This is a genomic window from Streptomyces sp. NPDC059861 (assembly GCF_042731435.1).
GTDB lineage: Bacteria > Actinomycetota > Actinomycetes > Streptomycetales > Streptomycetaceae > Streptomyces.
Genome location: NZ_JBHWJQ010000002.1, coordinates 68,598 through 89,138, shown reverse-complemented (window position 1 = coordinate 89,138; position 20,541 = coordinate 68,598). Strand labels below are relative to the sequence as shown.

The 20,541-nt window shown below is 72.3% G+C and carries 13 protein-coding genes; 8 read left to right on the top strand and 5 right to left on the bottom strand.

From position 1 onward, the window contains the following. The first annotated feature begins 156 nt into the window (after positions 1-156). Together ACFV6X_RS02465 and ACFV6X_RS02460 are read left to right on the top strand one after the other, a co-directional pair. Entirely contained in the window at positions 157-1,197 is a 1,041-nt protein-coding gene (locus tag ACFV6X_RS02465) for an AAA family ATPase (RefSeq protein WP_385376475.1), read from the top strand. A gap of 4 nt (positions 1,198-1,201) precedes the next feature. Further along, the gene (locus ACFV6X_RS02460) at positions 1,202-4,453 is read left to right on the top strand and encodes an SAV_2336 N-terminal domain-related protein (protein ID WP_385376472.1); all 3,252 of its coding nucleotides are present in this window, start codon (positions 1,202-1,204) and stop codon (positions 4,451-4,453) included. Positions 4,454-4,546: 93 nt separating this feature from the next. Here the strand turns inward: ACFV6X_RS02460 and ACFV6X_RS02455 are convergent, their stop codons facing one another. From ACFV6X_RS02455 to ACFV6X_RS02440, 4 genes are all read right to left on the bottom strand, one after another. Further along, positions 4,547-8,353 carry a multifunctional oxoglutarate decarboxylase/oxoglutarate dehydrogenase thiamine pyrophosphate-binding subunit/dihydrolipoyllysine-residue succinyltransferase subunit gene (locus tag ACFV6X_RS02455; protein ID WP_385376469.1) on the bottom strand — a complete coding sequence of 1,269 codons (3,807 nt, stop codon included), beginning with the start codon at positions 8,351-8,353 and terminating at the stop codon, positions 4,547-4,549. 281 nt (positions 8,354-8,634) lie between these two features. Beyond that, positions 8,635-9,744: an ATP-binding protein gene (locus tag ACFV6X_RS02450; protein ID WP_385376466.1), complete on the bottom strand. Its 1,110-nt coding sequence runs from the start codon at positions 9,742-9,744 to the stop codon at positions 8,635-8,637. Further along, a complete protein-coding gene (locus ACFV6X_RS02445) occupies positions 9,741-10,481 on the bottom strand; it encodes a response regulator transcription factor (protein WP_365447553.1) in 741 nt (246 codons plus the stop codon). Before ACFV6X_RS02445 ends, ACFV6X_RS02450 begins: the two co-directional genes overlap by 4 nt. Before the next feature lie 113 nt (positions 10,482-10,594). Continuing rightward, positions 10,595-11,272, bottom strand: coding sequence for a spermidine synthase (locus ACFV6X_RS02440; protein ID WP_385376463.1), 678 nt, complete (start codon positions 11,270-11,272; stop codon positions 10,595-10,597). A gap of 203 nt (positions 11,273-11,475) precedes the next feature. Between ACFV6X_RS02440 and lon the strand changes: the two genes are divergently transcribed. Next, complete coding sequence (gene lon / locus ACFV6X_RS02435) at positions 11,476-13,890, top strand: endopeptidase La (RefSeq protein WP_385376460.1); 2,415 nt, start codon at positions 11,476-11,478, stop codon at positions 13,888-13,890. 228 nt (positions 13,891-14,118) lie between these two features. Next, complete coding sequence (locus tag ACFV6X_RS02430; RefSeq protein WP_385376458.1) at positions 14,119-14,610, top strand: MarR family winged helix-turn-helix transcriptional regulator; 492 nt, start codon at positions 14,119-14,121, stop codon at positions 14,608-14,610. A 10-nt stretch (positions 14,611-14,620) separates the two neighbouring features. On the opposite strand, the gene ACFV6X_RS02425 is transcribed toward ACFV6X_RS02430, so the two are convergent. After that, positions 14,621-15,409 carry a protein phosphatase 2C domain-containing protein gene (locus ACFV6X_RS02425; RefSeq protein ID WP_385376455.1) on the bottom strand — a complete coding sequence of 263 codons (789 nt, stop codon included), beginning with the start codon at positions 15,407-15,409 and terminating at the stop codon, positions 14,621-14,623. Between the two features lie 375 nt (positions 15,410-15,784). On the opposite strand from ACFV6X_RS02425, the gene ACFV6X_RS02420 reads away from it, so the two are divergent. Genes ACFV6X_RS02420 through ACFV6X_RS02405 form a run of 4 tightly spaced genes read left to right on the top strand, consistent with a single transcriptional unit; the run spans position 15,785 to position 20,532 of the window. Beyond that, positions 15,785-18,997, top strand: a complete 3,213-nt coding sequence (locus ACFV6X_RS02420) for a nitrate- and nitrite sensing domain-containing protein (protein ID WP_385376452.1) — start codon at positions 15,785-15,787, stop codon at positions 18,995-18,997. Next, positions 18,994-19,497 carry a roadblock/LC7 domain-containing protein gene (locus tag ACFV6X_RS02415; protein ID WP_365447565.1) on the top strand — a complete coding sequence of 168 codons (504 nt, stop codon included), beginning with the start codon at positions 18,994-18,996 and terminating at the stop codon, positions 19,495-19,497. The genes ACFV6X_RS02420 and ACFV6X_RS02415 overlap by 4 nt, the downstream gene beginning before the upstream one ends. Next, positions 19,494-19,913 carry a DUF742 domain-containing protein gene (locus tag ACFV6X_RS02410; RefSeq protein WP_385376449.1) on the top strand — a complete coding sequence of 140 codons (420 nt, stop codon included), beginning with the start codon at positions 19,494-19,496 and terminating at the stop codon, positions 19,911-19,913. The genes ACFV6X_RS02415 and ACFV6X_RS02410 overlap by 4 nt, the downstream gene beginning before the upstream one ends. Then, entirely contained in the window at positions 19,894-20,532 is a 639-nt protein-coding gene (locus tag ACFV6X_RS02405; protein ID WP_365447569.1) for an ATP/GTP-binding protein, read from the top strand. Before ACFV6X_RS02410 ends, ACFV6X_RS02405 begins: the two co-directional genes overlap by 20 nt. Positions 20,533-20,541: the final 9 nt, after the last annotated feature.

The following is a 20,541-nucleotide window of genomic DNA, read 5'->3' as shown; positions in this document are numbered from 1 at the left end:
CCGCCGCCGCCGGCCGCCGGGCCCCGGTGGCGGGCGGCCGAAAAGATCGGTGCCGCAGGTCGGATCTGGGTACATTTCGATGGGCCCGTCGTGGGTGCGCGACGCCCCCGTCAGCCAGGACGTGGACCACCACCGACCGTCGACGAGGAGCGCAGCATGAGCGAGTGGTTCGTCTACCAGGGAGACGGGCGCCCGGATCCGGCCAGGATCGACCGGCTGCCCGACCCGCCGCCGTGGCGGGCCTTCGACGCCCCGGTCGTGGCGTACGACGTCCCGGGCCTCGACTCCGCCACCCACCGCAGGCTCGGCGCCGTCACCGCGCCGCTGCCGATCCAGGACCCCGACACCCTCGAACTGGTCAACGCCGCCCTGTACCTGAGGCGCCCGCTGCTGGTCACCGGCGAACCCGGCGTCGGCAAGTCGACGCTCGCGCACTCCGTCGCCCACGAGCTCGGACTGGGCCGGGTCCTGGAGTGGCCCATCGTGAGCCGCAGCGAGCTGCGGGACGGCCTCTACACGTACGACGCCATCGGCCGGCTCCAGGACGCCCAGCTCAGACGGGCCGGCGAGGACCTCACGCCGCGTGTCCGCCGCCGGCGTTCCGCCGGACCGGAGTCCGAGGACATCGGCCGGTACATCAAGCTCGGCCCGCTCGGCACCGCGCTGCTCGCCGCCGGGCGGCCCCGCGTGCTGCTCATCGACGAGCTGGACAAGAGCGACATCGACCTGCCGAACGACCTCCTGAACGTGCTGGAGGAGGGCAGGTTCCCGATCCCCGAGCTGGAGCGGATCGCCGACCGGACGCCGGTGGTGCGGGTGCTCACCGACGACGGCCGCAAGGTCGAGGTCACGGAGGGGCAGGTGCGCTGCCGCGCGTTCCCGTTCGTCGTCATGACCAGCAACCGCGAGCGTGAGTTCCCCGCCCCGCTGCTGCGCCGCTGCATCCCGCTGGACCTCAAGGCGCCCCGCGACGAACGTCTCGCCGCGCTGGTCCAGGCCCACTTCGGCCAGGACGCCCACGAGGCCCACCACGACATCGTCGACCACTTCACGGAGGCCGAGGCGGACGGCGCGCTGCGCCCCACCGACCAACTGCTCAACGCCATCTTCCTGGCCCAGCACGCCGCCCGGGACGCGGCACGGCGCGAGGAGATCGCGGAGCTGCTGATGCAGCCCCTGGACCGCGGGCCCAGGTAGCGCGATGTCCCCACGGGCCCCCGGCGTCCCCGCCGGCGTCACGAGCGACGCGCTCGCGGCGCTGGTCGCACGCCTGCGCCACGCGGGCGTCGCCCCCGGCGTGGAGGAGCTCGCGGACGCCCTGTGGCTGGCCCGCCACCTGCCCGCCCCCGACCGGCCGCAGGACCCCGCCGCCACCGGGCCCCGGGCCGCGGCGCCCGCACCGGTGGACGGCGTCGACCCGGTGTCCGTGCGGCTGGGCCCGGACGGCCCGGTCACCGCGGACGGCCAGGACCGGCAGCCCGACGGCGCCCGGCTGTTCGCCCCCGGCCACGGCGGCGACGCCACCGGCATCCGGACGGCGCCCGTCAGCGTGCCGGCGGCCCCGGTCCTGCCCGAACCCCTCGCCCTGCAACGCGGGTTACGCCCCCTCCAGCGCTACCGCGCACCGGTGCGCCCCGTGCCGCGCGTCCTCGACGAGCGGGCCACCGCCGAACGGGCCGCCGAATCCGGGATCGTGCTGCCCGTGCTGCGCACCGAGCGGCGCCGCGAGGCACGGCTGCTGCTCCTGATGGACGTCTCCACCTCGACGGTGGTCTGGCAGCAGGTGCTCGACGAACTGCGCCAGGTCTGCGAGCGGGCCGGTGCCTTCCGCGAAGTACGGGTGCAGTACCTGCACGAGGCCCCCGGCGGCCTCCCCGGCTACGCCGCCGCACCCGAGCGCGTCCGCCCGCTGCACGCTCCCGAGCAGCTCAGCGACCCGACCGGACGGCGCCTGACCCTCGTCCTCAGCGACTGCGCGGGCCCCATGTGGCGCAGCGGCCGGATGCAGCGGCTGCTCCACCGCTGGGCGTCGACCGCGCCCGTCGCCGTTGTCCAGCCGTTGCCGCAACGGATGTGGATGCGCACCCATCTGCCCGCCAGGCGCGGCATGCTGCGCCGTCGTGAAGGGCCCGCCGGAACCCTGGAGTTCCGGCCGGACAAGGGGCGCGTCGAGCGGGGCGCGCTGCCCGTCCCCGTGCTGGCGCTGCGCCGGGGCTCGGTGGAGGGCTGGGCCCGGCTGGTGTCGGGCACCACGGGGCAGTCGCTGGCCACGGCGGCCGGCTGGGTGCACGCCGACCACGCCGAGTCCCGTGCGCCGGTGCGGGCCGCCGAGGACGTCAGCGGCGCCGACCGCGTGCGGGTGTTCTGGCGGGCCGCCTCCCCGGAGGCCCGCCGCCTCGCCGTGTACCTGTCGGCGGTGCCGCTGTACCTGCCGGTCATGCAGCTCGTCCAGCACGCCATGCTCGCCGGCAGCGGCCCCGAGGCGCTGTCCGAGGTGCTGCTCGGCGGGCTGCTCAGACGCCGCGAGGACGCGGACGACCCGCGTGCCGTGCGCTACGACCTCCTGCCGGGGGTGGCGAGCGAGCTGCGGTCCCGGCTGACCCTGGAAGAGGCCCAGCTCCTGTTCAAGCACTGCTCCGAGTACGTGGACCGGAAGTTCGGGCGCAGCGCCCGCAATTTCCCGGCCCTGGCAGGGGCGTTCCTGCGGGGCGCGGTGGACCCGCAGGTACCCGGGCCGCCCGTCGGTCCGGTCGAGGACGAACCGGCCGGGCTGCGCGCGTTCGCCGAGGTCTCGGCCGACGTGCTGCGGGACCTCGGGGCGCGGATCCCGGCGGTCCCCAAGCGGCCCGAGCTCACCGCCGGAGAGCTCCTCGGCAAGGGCAAGGAGGCGATAGGCCGGTTCGAGGGGGAGGGCCTCACCCGCGCCCTCGACGCCGCCGTACGGTACCTGCACCAGGCCCTGGAGGTCTCGGCACCGGACCCGGAGCGGCTGTCCGCCGCCGAGGAACTGGCCAACGCCCTGCTGGTGCGCTGGCGGGTGCGGCGGGTCGGGGACGATCTACGCGACGCCTGGGAGGTGATCAGGGACCCGGACCGCTTCGGGGCCTCCGGAAGCCTCACCCGCGGACTGGTCTGCTGGGCGCTCGCCGGTGAACTGAGCGGCCGCGACCTCGACTTCGAGGGCGTACCCGCCGCCCTGCGGGACTGGGCGCGTGGGGCGGCGGACGGCCGGTACCGGGCCGAGGAGTTCGCCCGCGCCGTGCTGCTGTACGTGGCCGACCGGGACCTGTCCCTCGCGATGCGGGGCGCTGGCTCCTGCCCCGACGGACTCAACGGCCCGCGGACCGCCGCGGCGACGCTTCCCTATGTGCGCCGGGCCGTCGCGGAGGCGGGCGTCGACCACCCCGGGGCGCAGGGGCCGTACCGGGCGCGCGACGCCGAGCAGTGGTACCTGACGCACCTTCACCGGGCCGTCGACGCGGCCGACGTACGGCTGGCGTTCCCGAGCCGGGAGCGCGCGCAGATCGTACGGGGGCAGCTGCTGCTGGACCTGGCGCGCCAGTACGCCGGGGAAGGGCGGGTTCGCACCTCCCGGCCGCTGCCGGAGCGGGCCGCCGAACTGGCGTTGCGCGCCATGGACGACTTCCAGGGCGCGGCCCGCACCAAGCGCGTCCTGTCGGACGAGGAGCGCTGCCGGACCTGGCTGGCGGTGGCGTCGGCCACCGAGCTCGCCCGGCCCGCGGACGACGAGGGCCGGGAGCGGCAGACGCTGTACGCCGTGGACCAGGCGCTGCGGGCCGCCGGCGAGGACCTGGCGCTGCGGCGCGAGTGCTACGCGCGCTCGGCGCGGCTCTACCGGGCCGCCTACCGGCGGACCCGTGACGCAGCCCGGCTGGATCACGCCGTCGAGGCGTGGGCGCAGGCCGAACGGCTGCTGGGCGCCGACGACCCCGACCGCAGCGACCTGCTCTTCGAGTACGGCACGGCCCTGATGGACAGGGGCGTGGCGAGAAAGTCCGCCGACGACGCCGCCCGGGCCGTCTCCGTACTGCGTACCGCCCTCCAGGACACCCCGCCCGGCCACTCCGGCCTCGCCGGACGCTGGTCCGGCCTGGGGCGGGCCCACTACGGGCGTTACGACATCAAGCGGGTGCTGTCCGACCTCTACGAGGCCGAGTGGACGATCGGCGAGGCCCTCCGCAGCTCCGAGGAGCCCGCGTTCCTCGCGGACCACTGGCGGCTGCGCGCCTCCATGCTGGCGCTGCTGCACCACCGCACGGACACCCTCACGCATCTGCACCGGGCGATCGAGGCCTACGGGCGCGCCGCCGAGCACGCCGAGGAGGCGGGCCTGGACGACGTACTGGCCGAGGCCCGACGGCAGCGCGCCCAGCTCGGTGAGCGACTCGGCCGCAGCCTTCGTACCGCGGGCCCCGAAGCGGCGCCGGAGTGACCGGATGGGCCCGGCCCCGAGTTCTGGGAACTCGGGGCCGGGCCCTTCCGTGAGCCGATGCGCGGACGCACCGACGCACCGACGCTCAGAGGCTCACGCCTCGAACACCTCGCGCACCAGCTGCTCCTGCTCCGCCTGGTGCCGCTTCGCGGAACCCACCGCGGGGGACGAGCCGTGCGGCCGCGAGATGCGGCGCAGGCGCTCGCCGTGCGGGACGTCCGCGCCGACCGCCAGGTCCAGGTGGTCGATCAGGTTGAGCGCGATGAACGGCCAGGCACCCTGGTTCGCCGGCTCCTCCTGGGCCCACAGGTACTTCTCGGCGTTCGGGTACTTCTTGATCTCCGCCTGGAGCTCCGCGCCCGGCAGCGGGTACAGCCGCTCGATGCGGATGATCGCCGTGTCCGTGACGCCGCGCTTGACCCGCTCGGCCTCCAGGTCGTAGTAGACCTTGCCCGCGCAGAAGACGACCTTCTTCACCGCGGCCGGGTCCACCGACGCGTCGCCGATGACCGGGCGGAAGCCGCCCGTGGTGAACTCCTCCGCCTTCGACGCGGCGGCCTTCAGGCGCAGCATCGACTTCGGCGTGAAGACGACCAGCGGCTTGTGGTGCGGGTTGTGCACCTGCCACCGCAGGAGGTGGAAGTAGTTCGACGGGGACGTGGGCATCGCGACCGTCATGTTGTTCTGGGCGCAGAGCTGGAGGAAGCGCTCCGGGCGGGCGGACGAGTGGTCCGGGCCCTGGCCCTCGTAGCCGTGGGGGAGGAGCAGCGTCACACCGCTCGTCTGGCCCCACTTCTGCTCCGCCGACGAGATGAACTCGTCCACGACCGTCTGCGCACCGTTGACGAAGTCACCGAACTGAGCCTCCCACAGCACGAGTGCGTCGGGGCGGGCCAGCGAGTAGCCGTACTCGAAGCCCATCGCCGCGTACTCGGACAGCAGGGAGTTGTAGACGTTCAGGCGTGCCTGGTCCTCCGACAGGTACTGCAGCGGCGTGTACTCCTCGCCGGTGCTGCGGTCGATGATGACCGCGTGCCGCTGGCCGAAGGTGCCGCGCTGGGAGTCCTGGCCCGCGAGGCGGACCGGGACGCCCTCCAGGAGCAGCGAGCCGAAGGCGAGGGTCTCGCCCATGCCCCAGTCGATCGTGCCGTCCTCGACCATCGACGCCCGGCGCTGCAGCTGCGGCAGCAGACGCGGGTGGACGGTGATGTGGTCGGGGATGTTGACCTGGGACTCGGCGATCCGCTTGACGATCTCCGAGGAGACGGAGGTGTTCACGGCGACCGGGAACTCGGCCTGCGCGTCCGGGGTCTCCACCGTCGCCGGCTGCGAGGTGGCCTCGCGGACCTCGGTGAAGACCTTCTCCAGCTGGCCCTGGTAGTCCTGGAGCGCCTGCTCGGCCTCCTCCAGGGTGATGTCGCCGCGACCGATGAGGGACTCGGTGTACAGCTTGCGCACCGAGCGCTTCTTGTCGATCAGGTCGTACATCAGCGGCTGGGTGAAGGCCGGGTTGTCCGACTCGTTGTGACCGCGGCGGCGGTAGCAGATGAGGTCGATCACCACGTCCTTGTTGAACGCCTGGCGGAACTCGAAGGCCAGTCGCGCGACGCGGACCACGGCCTCCGGGTCGTCGCCGTTCACGTGGAAGATCGGGGCCTCGATCATGCGGGCCACGTCGGTGGCGTACATCGAGGAGCGCGAGGACTCGGGCGCCGCGGTGAAGCCGACCTGGTTGTTGATGACCACGTGGACCGTGCCGCCGGTGCGGTAGCCCCGCAGCTGCGACATGTTCAGGGTCTCGGCCACCACGCCCTGGCCCGCGAAGGCCGCGTCGCCGTGGATCGCCACCGGCAGGACCGTGAAGTCCGTGCCGCCCTTGTTGATGATGTCCTGCTTGGCGCGGGCGATGCCCTCCAGGACCGGGTCGACCGCCTCCAGGTGCGAGGGGTTCGCGGCCAGCGAGACCGTGATCTGCTCGCCGTCCAGGCCCGTGAAGGTGCCCTGGGCGCCCAGGTGGTACTTCACGTCGCCGGAGCCGTGCATCGACTTCGGGTCGAGGTTGCCCTCGAACTCGCGGAAGATCTGCGCGTAGGACTTGCCGACGATGTTGGCCAGCACGTTCAGGCGGCCGCGGTGGGCCATGCCGATGACGACCTCGTCCAGGCGGGACTCGGCCGCGCTGTCGATGACCGCGTCCAGCAGCGGGATGACGGACTCGCCGCCCTCCAGGGAGAAGCGCTTCTGGCCGACGTACTTCGTCTGCAGGAAGGTCTCGAAGGCCTCCGCCGCGTTCAGGCGGCGCAGGATGCGCAGCTGCTCCTCGCGCTCCGGCTTGGTGTGCGGGCGCTCGATGCGGTCCTGGATCCACTTGCGCTGCTTGGGGTCCTGGATGTGCATGAACTCGATGCCGGTGGTGCGGCAGTACGAGTCGCGCAGCACGCCGAGGATGTCACGCAGCTTCATCAGGGACTTGCCGGAGAAGCCGCCGACCGCGAACTCGCGCTCCAGGTCCCACAGGGTGAGGCCGTGCTCGGTGATGTCCAGGTCGGGGTGCTTGCGCTGGCGGTACTCCAGCGGGTCGGTGTCGGCCATGACGTGGCCGCGGACCCGGTAGGAGTGGATCAGCTCGAAGACGCGGGCGGCCTTGGTGACGTCGTCGTCGTGGCTGGCGTCGATGTCCTTGAGCCAGCGGACCGGCTCGTAGGGGATGCGCAGCGCCTCGAAGATGTCGTCGTAGAAGCCGTTCTCGCCGAGCAGCAGGTTCGCGACCTGGCGGAGGAACTCGCCGGAGGCGGCGCCCTGGATCACCCGGTGGTCGTAGGTCGACGTGAGCGTCATGACCTTCGAGATGCCGAGCTTGTTCAGGGTGTCCTGGGAGGTGCCCTGGAACTCCGCCGGGTAGTCCATGGCGCCGACGCCCATGATCACCGACTGGCCGGGCATCAGGCGCGGGACCGAGTGGACGGTGCCGAGGCCACCGGGGTTGGTCAGGGAGACCGTCACGCCGGTGAAGTCGTCCATCGTCAGCTTGCCGTCGCGGGCGCGGCGGACGATGTCCTCGTAGGCCTGCCAGAACTCGAAGAAGTTCAGCGTCTCGGCCTTCTTGATCGCCGCGACGACCAGCTGGCGGTCGCCGTTCGGCTTGACCAGGTCGATGGCGAGACCGAGGTTGACGTGCGGCGGCTTGACGAGGGTCGGCTTGCCGTCCTTCTCGCCGAACGACCAGTTCATCGCCGGCATGGCCTTGATGGCCTGCACCATCGCGTAGCCGATCAGGTGCGTGAAGGAGATCTTCCCGCCCCGGGCGCGCTTCAGGTGGTTGTTGATGACGATGCGGTTGTCGAAGAGCAGCTTCACCGGGACCGCGCGGACCGAGGTGGCCGTCGGCAGCTCCAGCGAGGCGTTCATGTTCTTCGCGACGGCGGCGGCCGGCCCGCGCAGCGTGACCAGCTCGGGGCCGTCGGGGGCACCGGCGGCAGGCTCGGCGGCCTTGGCCTTCTGCTGCTGCGGCTTGGCGGCGGCCGGGGCGGGAGCCGGGGCCGGGGCCTTCGGCTGCGCGGGGGCCTGAGCCGGCGCGGCAGCGGCGGGCTTCGGCGCTGGAGCCGCGGGTGCGGCCGGGGCCGCCGGAGCGGGCTGGGCGGGCGCCTGAACCGTGCTGGTGGTCTCCGCGGCCCCCGCGGCCGCGGGGACCACCGGCGCCGGGGTGGCAGCCGCCCCCGGCTTGTAGTCGGCGAAGAAGTCCCACCAGGCGCGGTCTACCGAATTCGGGTCCTGGAGGTACTGCTGATAGATCTCGTCGACGAGCCACTCGTTCGGACCGAACGCGGCAGCGGGATTCTTGCCCGCTTGGTCTGCGTCGGTCGAGATGCTCGATGCGTTACTGGGGGACTGTGGCGACACGGCGGCAACCGCCCTCTTCCGCTTCACAAGGTGATGGACAGCGGGAATCAAGGCTACGCCTCCCTGACCGTGAAGGTCAGGCCAGGTCCGTTCAACGTCGCGCACATCACATCGAAGGGCGTGTTTCGGGGGTTGAAATGGCGGGAAACAAGCGTGGTTCTGTTGCGAAAGGGGTGCGACGACCCGGGCCCGGCGCGTACGCGGCGCGGGCCTCTGCCTGATCACACGTGTCCTGCTGTGCGGACGCCCGTGGATCTTGTGGCTCCGCTTCGAACTTTACGTCAACTTGGCAGAGAAGGCAGGCCCGGAAGGGTGATAAGAATCCGGCAACCCCGCTCGGATTCGGCCACTCCGATCCTGCCGCCGTGCAGATCCACCGCCCAGCGGGCGATCGCCAGGCCGAGGCCGGTGCCGCCGTCGCTGCCGGGGCCGTGCGGCCGGCTGACCGCCCCCCGGTTGAAGCGCTCGAAGACCCGGTGCCACTCCGAGCGCGGAATGCCCGGACCCTCGTCCAGAACCTCCAGCTCCAGCGACTCCGGCAGCGACCCGCGCCGCGCCTTCACCGTCACCCGGCCGTGCGGGGGGCTGTGCTTGACCGCGTTGTCGATCAGGTTGACGACGACCTGGTGGATCCGCTCCGGGTCGGCGTGCGCGGTCAGCTCCGGCGGGGACACGTCGAGGTGCAGATGGACGTCCGTACGGGTGTGGCTGCCCGAGCCGGAGGCCATGCCCGCGCGCGCGGAGGCGACCATGTTGGCCTCCTTCAGCACCCCGGACAGATACGGCCACACCTCGAAGCGCCGCTGCTTCAGCGGTACGACGCCGTTGTCCAGGCGGGACAGGTCGAGCAGCGTCTCGACGAGGCGCCCCAGCCGCTCGGTCTGTTTCAGGGCCGTGCGCATCGTCTCGGGGTCGGCCTGCGTGACGCCGTCCACGATGTTCTCCAGCACGGCGCGCAGCCCCGCGATCGGGGTCCGCAGCTCGTGCGAGACGTTGGCCACCAGCTCCTTGCGCTGGCGGTCCTCGGCCTCCAGGTCGTCGGCCATGCGGTTGATGGTGACGGCCAGGTCGCCCAGCTCGTCCCAGCGGTTCTCACGCACCCGGCGTGTGTAGTCGCCGTGCGAGATCGAGCGGGCCACGGCGTTCATCTCGTCCAGCGGCGAGGTGAGCGAGTGCGCCACGAACTGCGTTATCAGCAGTGTGGCGATCATCGAGAACACCGTGATGAAGCGCAGCTCCGTCTCGGTGCGCAGGGCGATCATCATCAGGCCCGTGGTGATCAGCACCGAGATGACGACCAGCGCGCCCAGCTTTGTCTTGATCGAGAACGGGCGTACGCCGCCCCAGGGTTCCCCGGGGCTCCTCCGTGCGGCCGACCGCCCTTCGCTCATGGCGTCGGTGTCTCCAGCGCGTAGCCCACGCCGTGCACCGTGCGGATCCGCTCGGCGCCGATCTTCCGGCGCAGCGCCTTGATGTGGCTGTCGACGGTCCGGGTGCCGGAGGCGTCCGCCCAGTCCCACACCTCGGCCAGCAGCTGCTCCCGGGAGAGCACCGCGCGCGGGGTGTTCGCCAGGCAGACGAGCAGGTCGAACTCGGTGGGCGTGAGGTGGACGTCCTCGCTGCGCACCCGCACCCGGCGCTGCGCGTGGTCGATCTCCAGCTCGCCGAGGCGCAGGATGCCGGTGCGCGGCGTGGCGGCCGCGACCGCGGCCCGCTCCACCCGGCGCAGCAGCACGTGCACGCGTGCGGCCAGCTCACGCATGGAGAAAGGCTTCGTCATGTAGTCGTCGGCGCCGACGCCGAGGCCCACCAGCATGTCGGTCTCGTCGTCGCGCGCGGTCAGCATCAGCACCGGCACCGGCCGCTGGGCCTGCACACGACGGCAGACCTCCAGGCCGTCGAAGCCCGGCAGCATGATGTCGAGGATCAGCAGATCGGGCTGCCAGGCCTCGGCCGTGTCGACGGCGGCCGGACCGTCGCCGGCCGTCTGCACGAGAAAACCCTCGGCACGCAGGCGGGCCGCGATGGCGTCGACGATCGTCGGGTCGTCCTCGACCACCAGAACCCGGCGCTGTGCGCCCGGGGTGGCCGCCGCCGTGCCGTTCTGGGAGGTGTGTGTCTGCTCCATCGCCCGCCCCTGAAGTGTGCTTTCCGGAATCCGTGGGGTGATCCCATGACTGCGATTGACGCTTGAATGATCGGCGTCAGGCAAGCAGGGTACGGGGAGTCACCGCAGCTCGGCTATTCAGGTCGGACGCCGAGGTGCACGACGTCGGGAACGCCCCGGGCAACCGGGATCTCTTCGGTACGCACATGCCGGAAACCGGCATTCCGCAAGGTTCCTTCAAATTCCGGGGAGGGTTTCGCCGACCATACGGCGAGTACCCCGCCTGGTCTCAACACCCGTGCGCAGCCTGCGAGTCCGGCCTTCGAGTACAGCCCTGAGTTGGCCTCCGTGACGGTCCAGTCGGGCCCGTTGTCGATGTCCAGGCACAGCGCGTCGAACGTGTCGGAAGTCTCATTGACGTAGGCGATCAGATCCGCTTCGACGATCCGCGTGCGGGGGTCGGCAAGCGTTTTGCCCGAAACCGTGGAAAGCGGGCCCGCGCGGTGCCAGTCGATGACCGCGCGTTCCCGCTCGACCACCGTGATCCGGCCCCAGCGTGGGTTGCCTCCGGCATGTGCGAGCGAGAATCCGACGCCGAGGCCGCCGATCAGTACCCCCGGGTCGGGGCGGTCGTCGAGGGCGTCGAGCGCCGCGTCGACCAGCAGCCGTTCCGAACGTCCGTCGGAGGTGTCCATCAGGAAGCAGCCGTTGGCGATGATCTGCAGCAGCGCCCCGTGCCGCCGCAGCACGACCTCGCCGTACGGGCCCTCACGACGGTCCAGGACCTCGGGGATGTCGTAGGTGGTGGGCATCGGCCCATCCTGGCACTTCTCTGACGGAATGTTGACGGAATTGCGGAGACCTCATCTACAGGAGGAGGCCCCTCGGCAGGGAGGCGGTCCCCCGCACCCAGGGATCCTCCTCGATCGCTGACAGCGAACGCCTCCAGGGGAACAATGCGCCGCGGCCAAGCATTGAGTCGGCATAGCTCAACTTGACTGCCGAAGGGGAGATCATGGCTTCGACGTCCACACCGCTCACTCTGCCCGTGCTGCCGCTCGACGGCGAGGTCGTCCTGCCCGGCATGGTGGTCCCGCTGGACCTGAGCGACGCAGATGTCCGGGCGGCGGTGGAGGCCGCGCAGGCGGCTGCCCGTGCCACGTCCGGGAAGCCCAAGGTGCTGCTGGTGCCGCGCAACGACGGCGCCTACGCGAGCACGGGTGTGCTCGGCACGGTCGAGCAGGTCGGGCGGCTCGCCGACGGTGACCCGGGCGCCTTGATCAGGGGCCGGAGCCGGGTGCGGATCGGCGCCGGGACCACCGGGCCGGGAGCGGCGCTGTGGGTCGAGGGGACCAGCCTCGACGAGAACGTGCCGGACCCGTTGCCCGGGCACGTGACAGAACTGGTCAAGGAGTACAAGGCGCTGGCCTCCGCATGGCTGAAGAAGCGCGGTGCCTGGCAGGTCGTCGACCGCGTGCAGGCCATCGACGACGTGTCCGCCCTCGCCGACAACTCGGGGTACTCGCCCTTCCTGACCCTCGACCAGAAGATCCAGCTGCTGGAGACCGCCGACCCCGTCGCGCGCCTCAAGCTCGCCACCCAGCAGCTGCGCGACCACATCGCGGAGCAGGACGTCGCCGAGACGATCGCCAAGGACGTCCAGGAGGGCGTCGACAAGCAGCAGCGGGAGTTCCTGCTGCGGCGTCAGCTGGAAGCCGTCCGCAAGGAGCTGCGCGAGCTGAACGGCGAGCAGAAGGGCGAGGAGTCCGACGACTACCGGGCCCGTGTCGAGGCCGCCGACCTGCCCGAGAAGGTCCGTGAGGCCGCGCTCAAGGAGGTCGACAAGCTGGAGCGGTCCTCCGACCAGTCCCCCGAGGGCTCATGGATCCGCACCTGGCTCGACACCGTGCTCGAACTGCCGTGGAACGAGCGGACCGAGGACGCGTACGACATCCAGGGCGCGAAGGCCGTGCTGGACGCCGAGCACGCGGGCCTGGAGGACGTCAAGGAGCGGATCACCGAGTACCTGGCGGTGCGCAAGCGGCGTGCGGAGCGCGGGCTCGGGGTCGTCGGCGGGCGGCGCGGCGGCGCCGTGCTGGCCCTGGTCGGCCCGCCGGGCGTCGGCAAGACGAGCCTCGGCGAGTCCGTGGCCCACGCCATGGGGCGGAAGTTCGTCCGGGTCGCCCTCGGCGGCGTGCGCGACGAGGCCGAGATCCGCGGGCACCGGCGTACGTACGTCGGCGCGCTGCCCGGCCGGGTCGTCCGCGCCATCAAGGAGGCCGGGTCGATGAACCCGGTCGTGCTGCTCGACGAGATCGACAAGGTGGGGTCCGACTTCCGGGGCGACCCGGCCGCGGCCCTGCTGGAGGTCCTGGACCCCGCGCAGAACCACACCTTCCGCGACCACTACCTCGAAGTCGAACTCGACCTGTCCGACGTCGTCTTCCTGGCCACCGCGAACGTGCTGGAGGCCATCCCGGAGGCCCTGCTCGACCGGATGGAGCTGGTCCGTCTCGACGGGTACACCGAGGACGAGAAGGTCGTCATCGCCCGCGACCACCTGGTGCCGCGACAGCTGGAGCGCGCCGGGCTGGAGAAGGACGAGGTGACCCTCGACGAGAGCGCGCTGCGCAAGCTGGCGGGCGAGTACACCCGCGAGGCGGGCGTGCGCAACCTGGAGCGGTCCGTCGCGAGGCTGCTGCGCAAGGTGGCGGCCCAGCACGAACTGGGCGAGCGCAAGCTGCCGTTCACCGTCACCGACGAGCACCTGCGCGACCTGATCGGCCGGCCGCACCACGTCCCCGAGTCCGCCCAGGACCCGGCGGAGCGGCGCACGGCGGTGCCGGGTGTCGCGACCGGCCTCGCGGTCACGGGCGCCGGCGGTGACGTGCTGTTCGTCGAGGCGTCGCTGGCCGACCCCGAGACGGGCGCGGCGGGCCTGACGCTGACCGGTCAGCTGGGTGACGTGATGAAGGAGAGCGCGCAGATCGCCCTGTCCTTCCTGCGCAGCCACGGCGCCGAGCTGGAGCTGCCGGTCGCCGACCTCAAGGACCGGGGCGTGCACATCCACTTCCCGGCGGGCGCGGTGCCGAAGGACGGCCCGAGCGCGGGCATCACCATGACGACCGCGCTGGCCTCGCTGCTCTCCGGCCGCCTGGTCCGCACGGACGTGGCGATGACCGGCGAGGTCTCGCTGACCGGCCGGGTGCTGCCCATCGGCGGCGTGAAGCAGAAACTGCTCGCCGCGCACCGGGCGGGAGTCACCACCGTGATCATCCCCAAGCGCAACGAGCCCGACCTGGACGACGTCCCGGCGGAGGTGCTGGACAAGCTCGACGTCCACGCCGTCACCGACGTCCGCCAGGTCCTGGAGCTGGCGCTGTCGCCGGCCACGAACGGCGCGGCGTCGGAGGTTCCGGTCGCGGCGTGACGGGCGCGACCGGAAAGGCAAGGCCCGGGTCCCCTGAGGGAGGCCCGGGCCTTCGCCGTGCGGCGGCCGTGGCCCGCCGCGTCCGGGCCGGTCCGGGTGTACTCCAGGTGACCGTCGGGGGCCCGGCGGCTGCCGTCGGCCCGCGCCTGCGAAATACTGACAGTGCTGCGGTGACGACCGCCGTCGGCGGCAGGTTCCACGACCAGGAAAACGGATCAGGGTGCTGACGTGCACGAGGGTGGAAACGACGGCAGACATCACGGCGAGGCGGATGCGTCGCGAAGTGGTGTGGACCAGGAGTTCCTGGAGCTGGAGCGCGAACTGACGGTGTTCCTGCGGCGGGCCCGCGCCAACCAGGGCGAGATGGCCCGCGAGGTCCACCCCGACCTGGAGTCGGCGGCGTACGGACTGCTCGTGCGCCTGGACGAGTGCGGTCGGCAGCGGGCCACCGACCTCGCCGCCTACATCGGGGTGGGCAAGGCCACCATGTCGCGTCAGCTGCGCGCCCTGGAGGACCTGGGGCTGGTGGCCCGTGAACCGGATCCGGCGGACGGCCGCGCCTGGCTCGTGCACCTCACCGAGGAGGGGCGCGCCCGGGTGCAGCGGGTCCGTGTGGCCCGCCGCGCCCGTTACGTCAGCAAGCTCGACCACTGGGACCGCCGCGAGGTGGCCGAACTGGCACGGCTGCTGCACCAGATGAACTCCGGGATGGAGAAGTAGCGCGGGGCGCTCACAGCTCCGCGTAGACGACCGTCGCGTCGTCGTGGGTCTTGCTGCGGCCCAGATACGTCCGCTGCTCGCGGTCGGCGGCCTCCAGCGCCCGTACCCGGTCGACCAGGGCCTCGGCGCCCTGCTTGCGGACCACGGCGAACAGGTCCGCCCAGTCGCCCTCCCGGAAGGTCTCCGTCCACCGGCTCGCGCCGTCCGTCAGCGCGGCCAGCGCCCGCACCCGGTCGCGCGGCAGCACCCCGGTCACCGCCCGCGCGGCCACCGACGGATCCGCGGCGGCGGTGAAGAAGCCGCCCTCCTTGTTGCGGACCGTCGCGTCGACCAGGGCGTCGGTGGCCAGGGTCGCCCGGGGAAGCCTGGCCAGGCGGTCGTCGAGGCACGGGGTGACCAGACCGTCGGGGGACTCCACCAGGAGGGCCGAGTCGGAGAGGACCAGGTACTCGACGGTCTCCTGCGACCAGCGGGCGAGGACCACGGTTGCCTGTGGGGTTCGCGGGTGAGAAAGGTCACAGGTTTCCCGGTGTGCCTCGGCGGTGCGCGCGATGGCACGGGCCAGGGCGTCGGACAGGGGGACATCCGGGAGCGAAACGGTCAGTTCGGTCAGGGCCCCGCCCAGACGCGCGGTGTACCAGTGAACGGAATGCAGACAGCCGCTGCCGTCCCTCGGTGGGGTCACTCCGTCCAGCACCACGAGGGAACCGCCCTGTCCGCAGACGGGTAGTCCGACGCTGGCGAAGTCCTCGTTGGGGCGGGCCGGGTCGCCCGGCAGGGAGAGAAGTTCCGTGCGCATCCGGCCAGTCTGCACGAGCCCTTCACAGCGTCCGCGAAAGGGTGGCAAGGATCGCCGGATCACCGTAGTGCCGCAGGTCAGCCGCCGGATTTGGGTTGGAATGGCGGAGTCCGGGAACACGTGGCGGCGAATACTGCCAAAGCCCGCCGTCGACGTCCAACCGGCCCGCCGTGCGGCGCCGACGCAAGCGCAGGAGGAACTTGCCCGCCAACTCCCCTCCGAGGTTCACTCCTTCGGGTGGCCGGTCAGGTGATGTGCGATGACCGACCACCGGCACTGGGAGGGTCGGGGACCGTACGTACCGGGTGGTGTGCACACCAGTTGACGGAGCGTCACCCGGGCCCATGGGTACACGAGTCAGGAATGCGAGCACCGGTGCAGAAGACGCGGCCTCGGCGCACAGGCAAGCAGACGGCCTCCGAGGGGAGCGCGGAGCGCACCTCGGTCGGCAAGGGCCGTAAGACCCACGTGCGCAACCGGCTCATCGTGGCCGTGGCGGTCGTGGCCGCCGCCATCGCCGGCGCGGGCACCCCCTCGGTGATCGCCGCCTCCGGGCAGTTGAGCGACAGCCAGGACCTGGTGACCCTGGGCGGGCAGACGCAGGACGCGCTCGCCCTCGCCCACTCCCTCGCGGACGAGCGGGACGAGGTCACCTCCTACATCGCGGCCGGCCGGCCGAAGGCCAAGGCGCCCTCGGAAGAGCGCAGCGCGCGGGTGGACCGGCAGGTCGAGGAGCTGCGCGCCAACACGGACACCCCGGCCGGGCTGCGCTCGGACCTGGACGGCATCGCCGGCGTGCGCAGGGCGGCGCTCACCGGGCAGAGCGGCGCTCTCGAAGCGCACGAGGCCTACTCCGAGGCCATCGCCGAACTCCACCGGCTCGCCGAGGACCTGGCCGAACAGCTCCCGCCCCGCGCGGGCTCCGGCGCCCACGCCCTCGCCGAACTCGACACCGCCGTCCAGCAGGCCGCCGCCACCCGGGGCCTGCTCCTGGCCGCCCTCAGCGTGCCCAGCAGCACCGAGTCGGTCTACGACCCCGTCACCGGCCTCACCACCGAGACCAGCGTCTCCTCCGAGGCCGACAGCAAGCGGCGTGCCGCCCTCACCGCCGCCGCCCAGCAGGCCCGGGTGCGTTCCGATGCCGCGCTCGCCGAATTCCACGACACCGCCACCAAGGCCGCCCGCGGGAGCTACGACTCCACGGTCACCGGCCCCGAGGTCAACTCGGCCGACAAGTACCTCGCCGACCTCACCGACCAGCCCACGCTCACCGACGCGGACCTCGGCATCGGTGCCGACAAGCTGAACGCCGCCCTCACCGCCCGTATCGACCTGATGCGCGGCGTCGAGTCCTCTCTCTACGAGCGCCGCACCACCGGTCTCGAGCAGCTGCGCGACGACGACGTCACCGCGCTGGAGATCCGCATCGCGATCCTCGGCGCCCTGATGCTGCTCGCCGTCGGCGTCGCCACCGGCATGGCCCGCGGCCTCACCCGCCCGCTCGCCGTGCTGCGCATCGGTTCCGCCCGGCTGGCCGCCGCCGAGAACCCGGCCGCCGAGGAACCGGTCAAGTTCACCGGGCGCAACGACGAGTTCGCCCAGGTCGTCCGGTCCGTCAACGCCCTGCACGCGCACGCCGCCGGTCTGCACGAGCGGATCACCACCCTGGAGTCCGACCGCAAGCACCTGGTCGGCCAGCGGCAGAGGATGGCCGACGCCCGCGCGGAGCTGCGCTCCGAACTCGCCGATTCCGCCGCCCAGCTGGACCGGCTGCGCGACAGCATCGGCGGCACCTTCGTCAACCTCGCGCTGCGCACCCTCGGCCTGGTCGAGCGCCAGCTCGGCGTCATCGAGAGCCTGGAGGAGCGCGAGCAGGACCCCGAGCGGCTCGCCACCCTCTTCAAGCTCGACCACTTCGCCACCGTCATGCGCCGGCACAGCGAGAACCTCCTCGTGCTGGCCGGCACCGAGCACGTCCAGCAGCACGCGGGCCCGGTCCCGATGGTCGACGTCGTACGGGCCGCGGTCAGCGAGATCGAGCGGTACGAGCGGGTCCGGATCACCGCGCTGCCGCCGCACGCGCACATCGCCGGGTTCGCCGCGGACGACCTGTCCCACCTGCTGGCCGAACTCATGGAGAACGCCACGTCGTTCTCCCCGCCCGACCTGCCCGTCGAGGTCTCCGGCTGGCTGCTGGAGAACGGCGAGGTGATGCTCTCCGTCCAGGACGAGGGCATCGGCATGACCGACGAGCGGATGACCCGGCTCAACGCCCGGCTCAGCGACTTCGACCCCGAGGCGCCCTACGACCAGGAGGGCGCCGACGGTCTCGGGCTCGGCCTCTACGTCGTCGCCCGGCTCGCCCACCGGCACGGGGTGCGCGTCCAGCTGCGCGAGCAGAAGCAGGGCGGTATCGCCGCCGTCGTGGTCCTGCCGCAGTCGCTGTTCGCCGAGGCCCCGGCCGCGGCGGTGCCGTCCCCCGCGCCCGCCTCCCTCGCCGAGGGCGCGCAGGGCTTCTCCCTGCCCGGCGCCGACGCGGAGGCCAACTCCAACGTGCTGCACGGCCGCGCGGAGAACGGCGACCCGCTGGTGGCGCTGGCCGAGCGCGCGGTACGGGCCCAGCGGCCGGCCGCCGACCGGGGGATTCCGGAGTCCCCGGCCGAGACCACGATGGAACTCCTGCTCCCGGAGCAGCTGAGCGAGCCGGTCGAGGACCGGCCCACCGACGAGGACCAGGGCACCGGTCAGGGCCGCGAGGCGCAGGCCGGACCGGGCTCGGAGACCGAGCCGGGCGTGGTCGCGCAGGCCGGACCGGGCCGCGTGGCGGACCAGGACCGGGATGTGCCGGCGCAGCCGGGACCGGCGGCACGGCCGCGCCGGGAGGCGGACCCGCTGCGGGACCGGCCGGCTCAGCCGGGCCCGGAGGCCGCCTCGCGCCCGGCGGCGGACGGCGGGCCGGGCCCGTCGGTCCAGCGGGCCCCGGAGGCCGATCTTCGTCCAGAGGCCGCCTCGCGCCCCGAGGCCGACCGGCGGCAGGATTCGTCCGCCGAGCAGCACCCTGACACGGGCCGGCGTCCGCAGTGGCGGGACGCGGGCGCCGGGCACGCCCAGCTGGACGAGCTGCCCCGGGCCAGGCCGGCCCACCCGGACTCCGCGCCGGCCGTGCCCCCCGCCGCCCACGACCCCTACGCCATAGGCCCCGACGCCCACGAGCGCACCCCCGACGAGGGGGACGAGCCCGAGCGCGTCACCGACAAGGGGCTGCCCAAGCGCACGCCGAAGATCAACGCGCCCGCGTCGGCGCCCCGGCCCCGCAGCGGCTCCATCGACGCCGACGCCCTGCGCCGCCGCCTGGGCGGCTTCCGCCAGGGCGCCGCGGCCGGCCGGCGCGACGTCGAGGCCGAGATCGCCGAGCGGACCGGCCAGGCGGAGTCCCCGTCCGGCCCGGCGCCGGAGGAGACGCACGAGGCCACGACCCGTGACGCGGCGGCGCCCGGCGTGCCCGCCCGCGACGCCGCGGAGTCCGGTCCAGCACACGTACATGCCGAAGGATCCACGGGGGGCACCGTCGAGGAGGCAAGCAGTTGACCGCGCCCAGTACGTTCGGACTGAGCAGTGAGGCCCGCAATCTGCACTGGCTGCTGACGAACCTGGTCGAGGAGGTGCCCGGCATCCAGTCCGTCGCGGTCGTCTCCTCGGACGGGCTGCTGCTGCTCTCCTCCGACGCCGGGAGGAACGCGGCCGCGCGTGAGGCGCGCGAGACCCGGCCCACCGGCCCGCGCGGCTCGGCCGCCGACCTCGCCACCGTCGTCTCCGGCATCGGCAGCCTCACCATCGGCGCGGCCAAGGTGCTGGAGTTCGGCTCGGTGAAGCACACCATGGTCGCGATGGAGGAGGGCAGCCTGTTCGTGATGTCGATCAGCGACGGCTCGCTGCTCGGCGTGCACGGCTCCGCGGACTGCGACATGAGCGTCGTGGCGTACCACATGGCACTGTTCGTGGGCCGCGCCGGCCATGTCCTGACGCCCGAACTCCGCAGCGAACTCCGTAAATCCCTGGAGTCCGAACCTACGGGGAGTGCCCGATGAGCAGTACACCCGGTACGCCGAAGAAGCTCCCGGTACGCGGCGGCGAGCGCAAGCCCGCCCGCGTCCGCCCCTACTCCCTCACCGGCGGCCGTACCCGCTTCGGGCACGTGCTGCTGGTCGAGACCTTCGTGGCCGCACTGGAGGCGCCCGAGGAGCGCAAGGAACTGACGAACGGTTCCCTGCGGTCCACGGTCATGCCGGAACTGCGGGCCATCGTCGAACTCTGCCGCCGGATGCGCACGGTGGCCGAGATCGCCGCGCTGCTGAAGATGCCGCTCGGCGTGGTCCGCGTGCTGCTCAGCGATCTCGCGGACCAGGGAAAGATCCGTGTGTACGGAACAGGAACCGGTCACGGCACGGGCCGGCCGGACCGCGCTCTGCTGGAAAGGGTGCTGAGTGGACTCCGTCGTCTCTGACGCCGCCCCGGGCGTCTCCCCGCTCGTCGAGCCCGACGAGAATCTCAAGTCATGGCAGACGGACCGCACCCGTGCCCCCATCGCCACCAAGATCGTGGTGGCGGGCGGCTTCGGCGTCGGCAAGACCACGCTGGTCACCTCCGTCTCGGAGATCACGCCGCTGCAGACCGAGGCGCTGATGACCGAGGCGAGCGAGGAGACCGACGACCTCACCGCCACGCCGGGCAAGCTGACCACCACGGTGGCCATGGACTTCGGCCGCATCACGCTCGACGACGACCTCGTGCTCTACCTGTTCGGCACGCCGGGGCAGCAGCGGTTCTGGTTCATGTGGGACGACCTGGTGCGGGGCGCGATCGGCGCGGTCGTGCTGGCCGACACCCGCAGGCTCAAGGACTGCTTCCCGGCGCTCGACTACTTCGAGAGCTGCGGACTGCCGTACGTCGTGGCGGTCAACCACTTCGACGGCAGTGATCGGTTCGAGGCGGAAGACGTGCGGGAGGCGTTGACGATCCCGCGGCACATACCTGTAATGATCATGGATGCGCGCCGCCGGATCTCCGCGATCGAGACCCTCCTGGCTCTCGTCGGCCACGCGCTCGACGAAACACCTGAGTAGACCGACCTA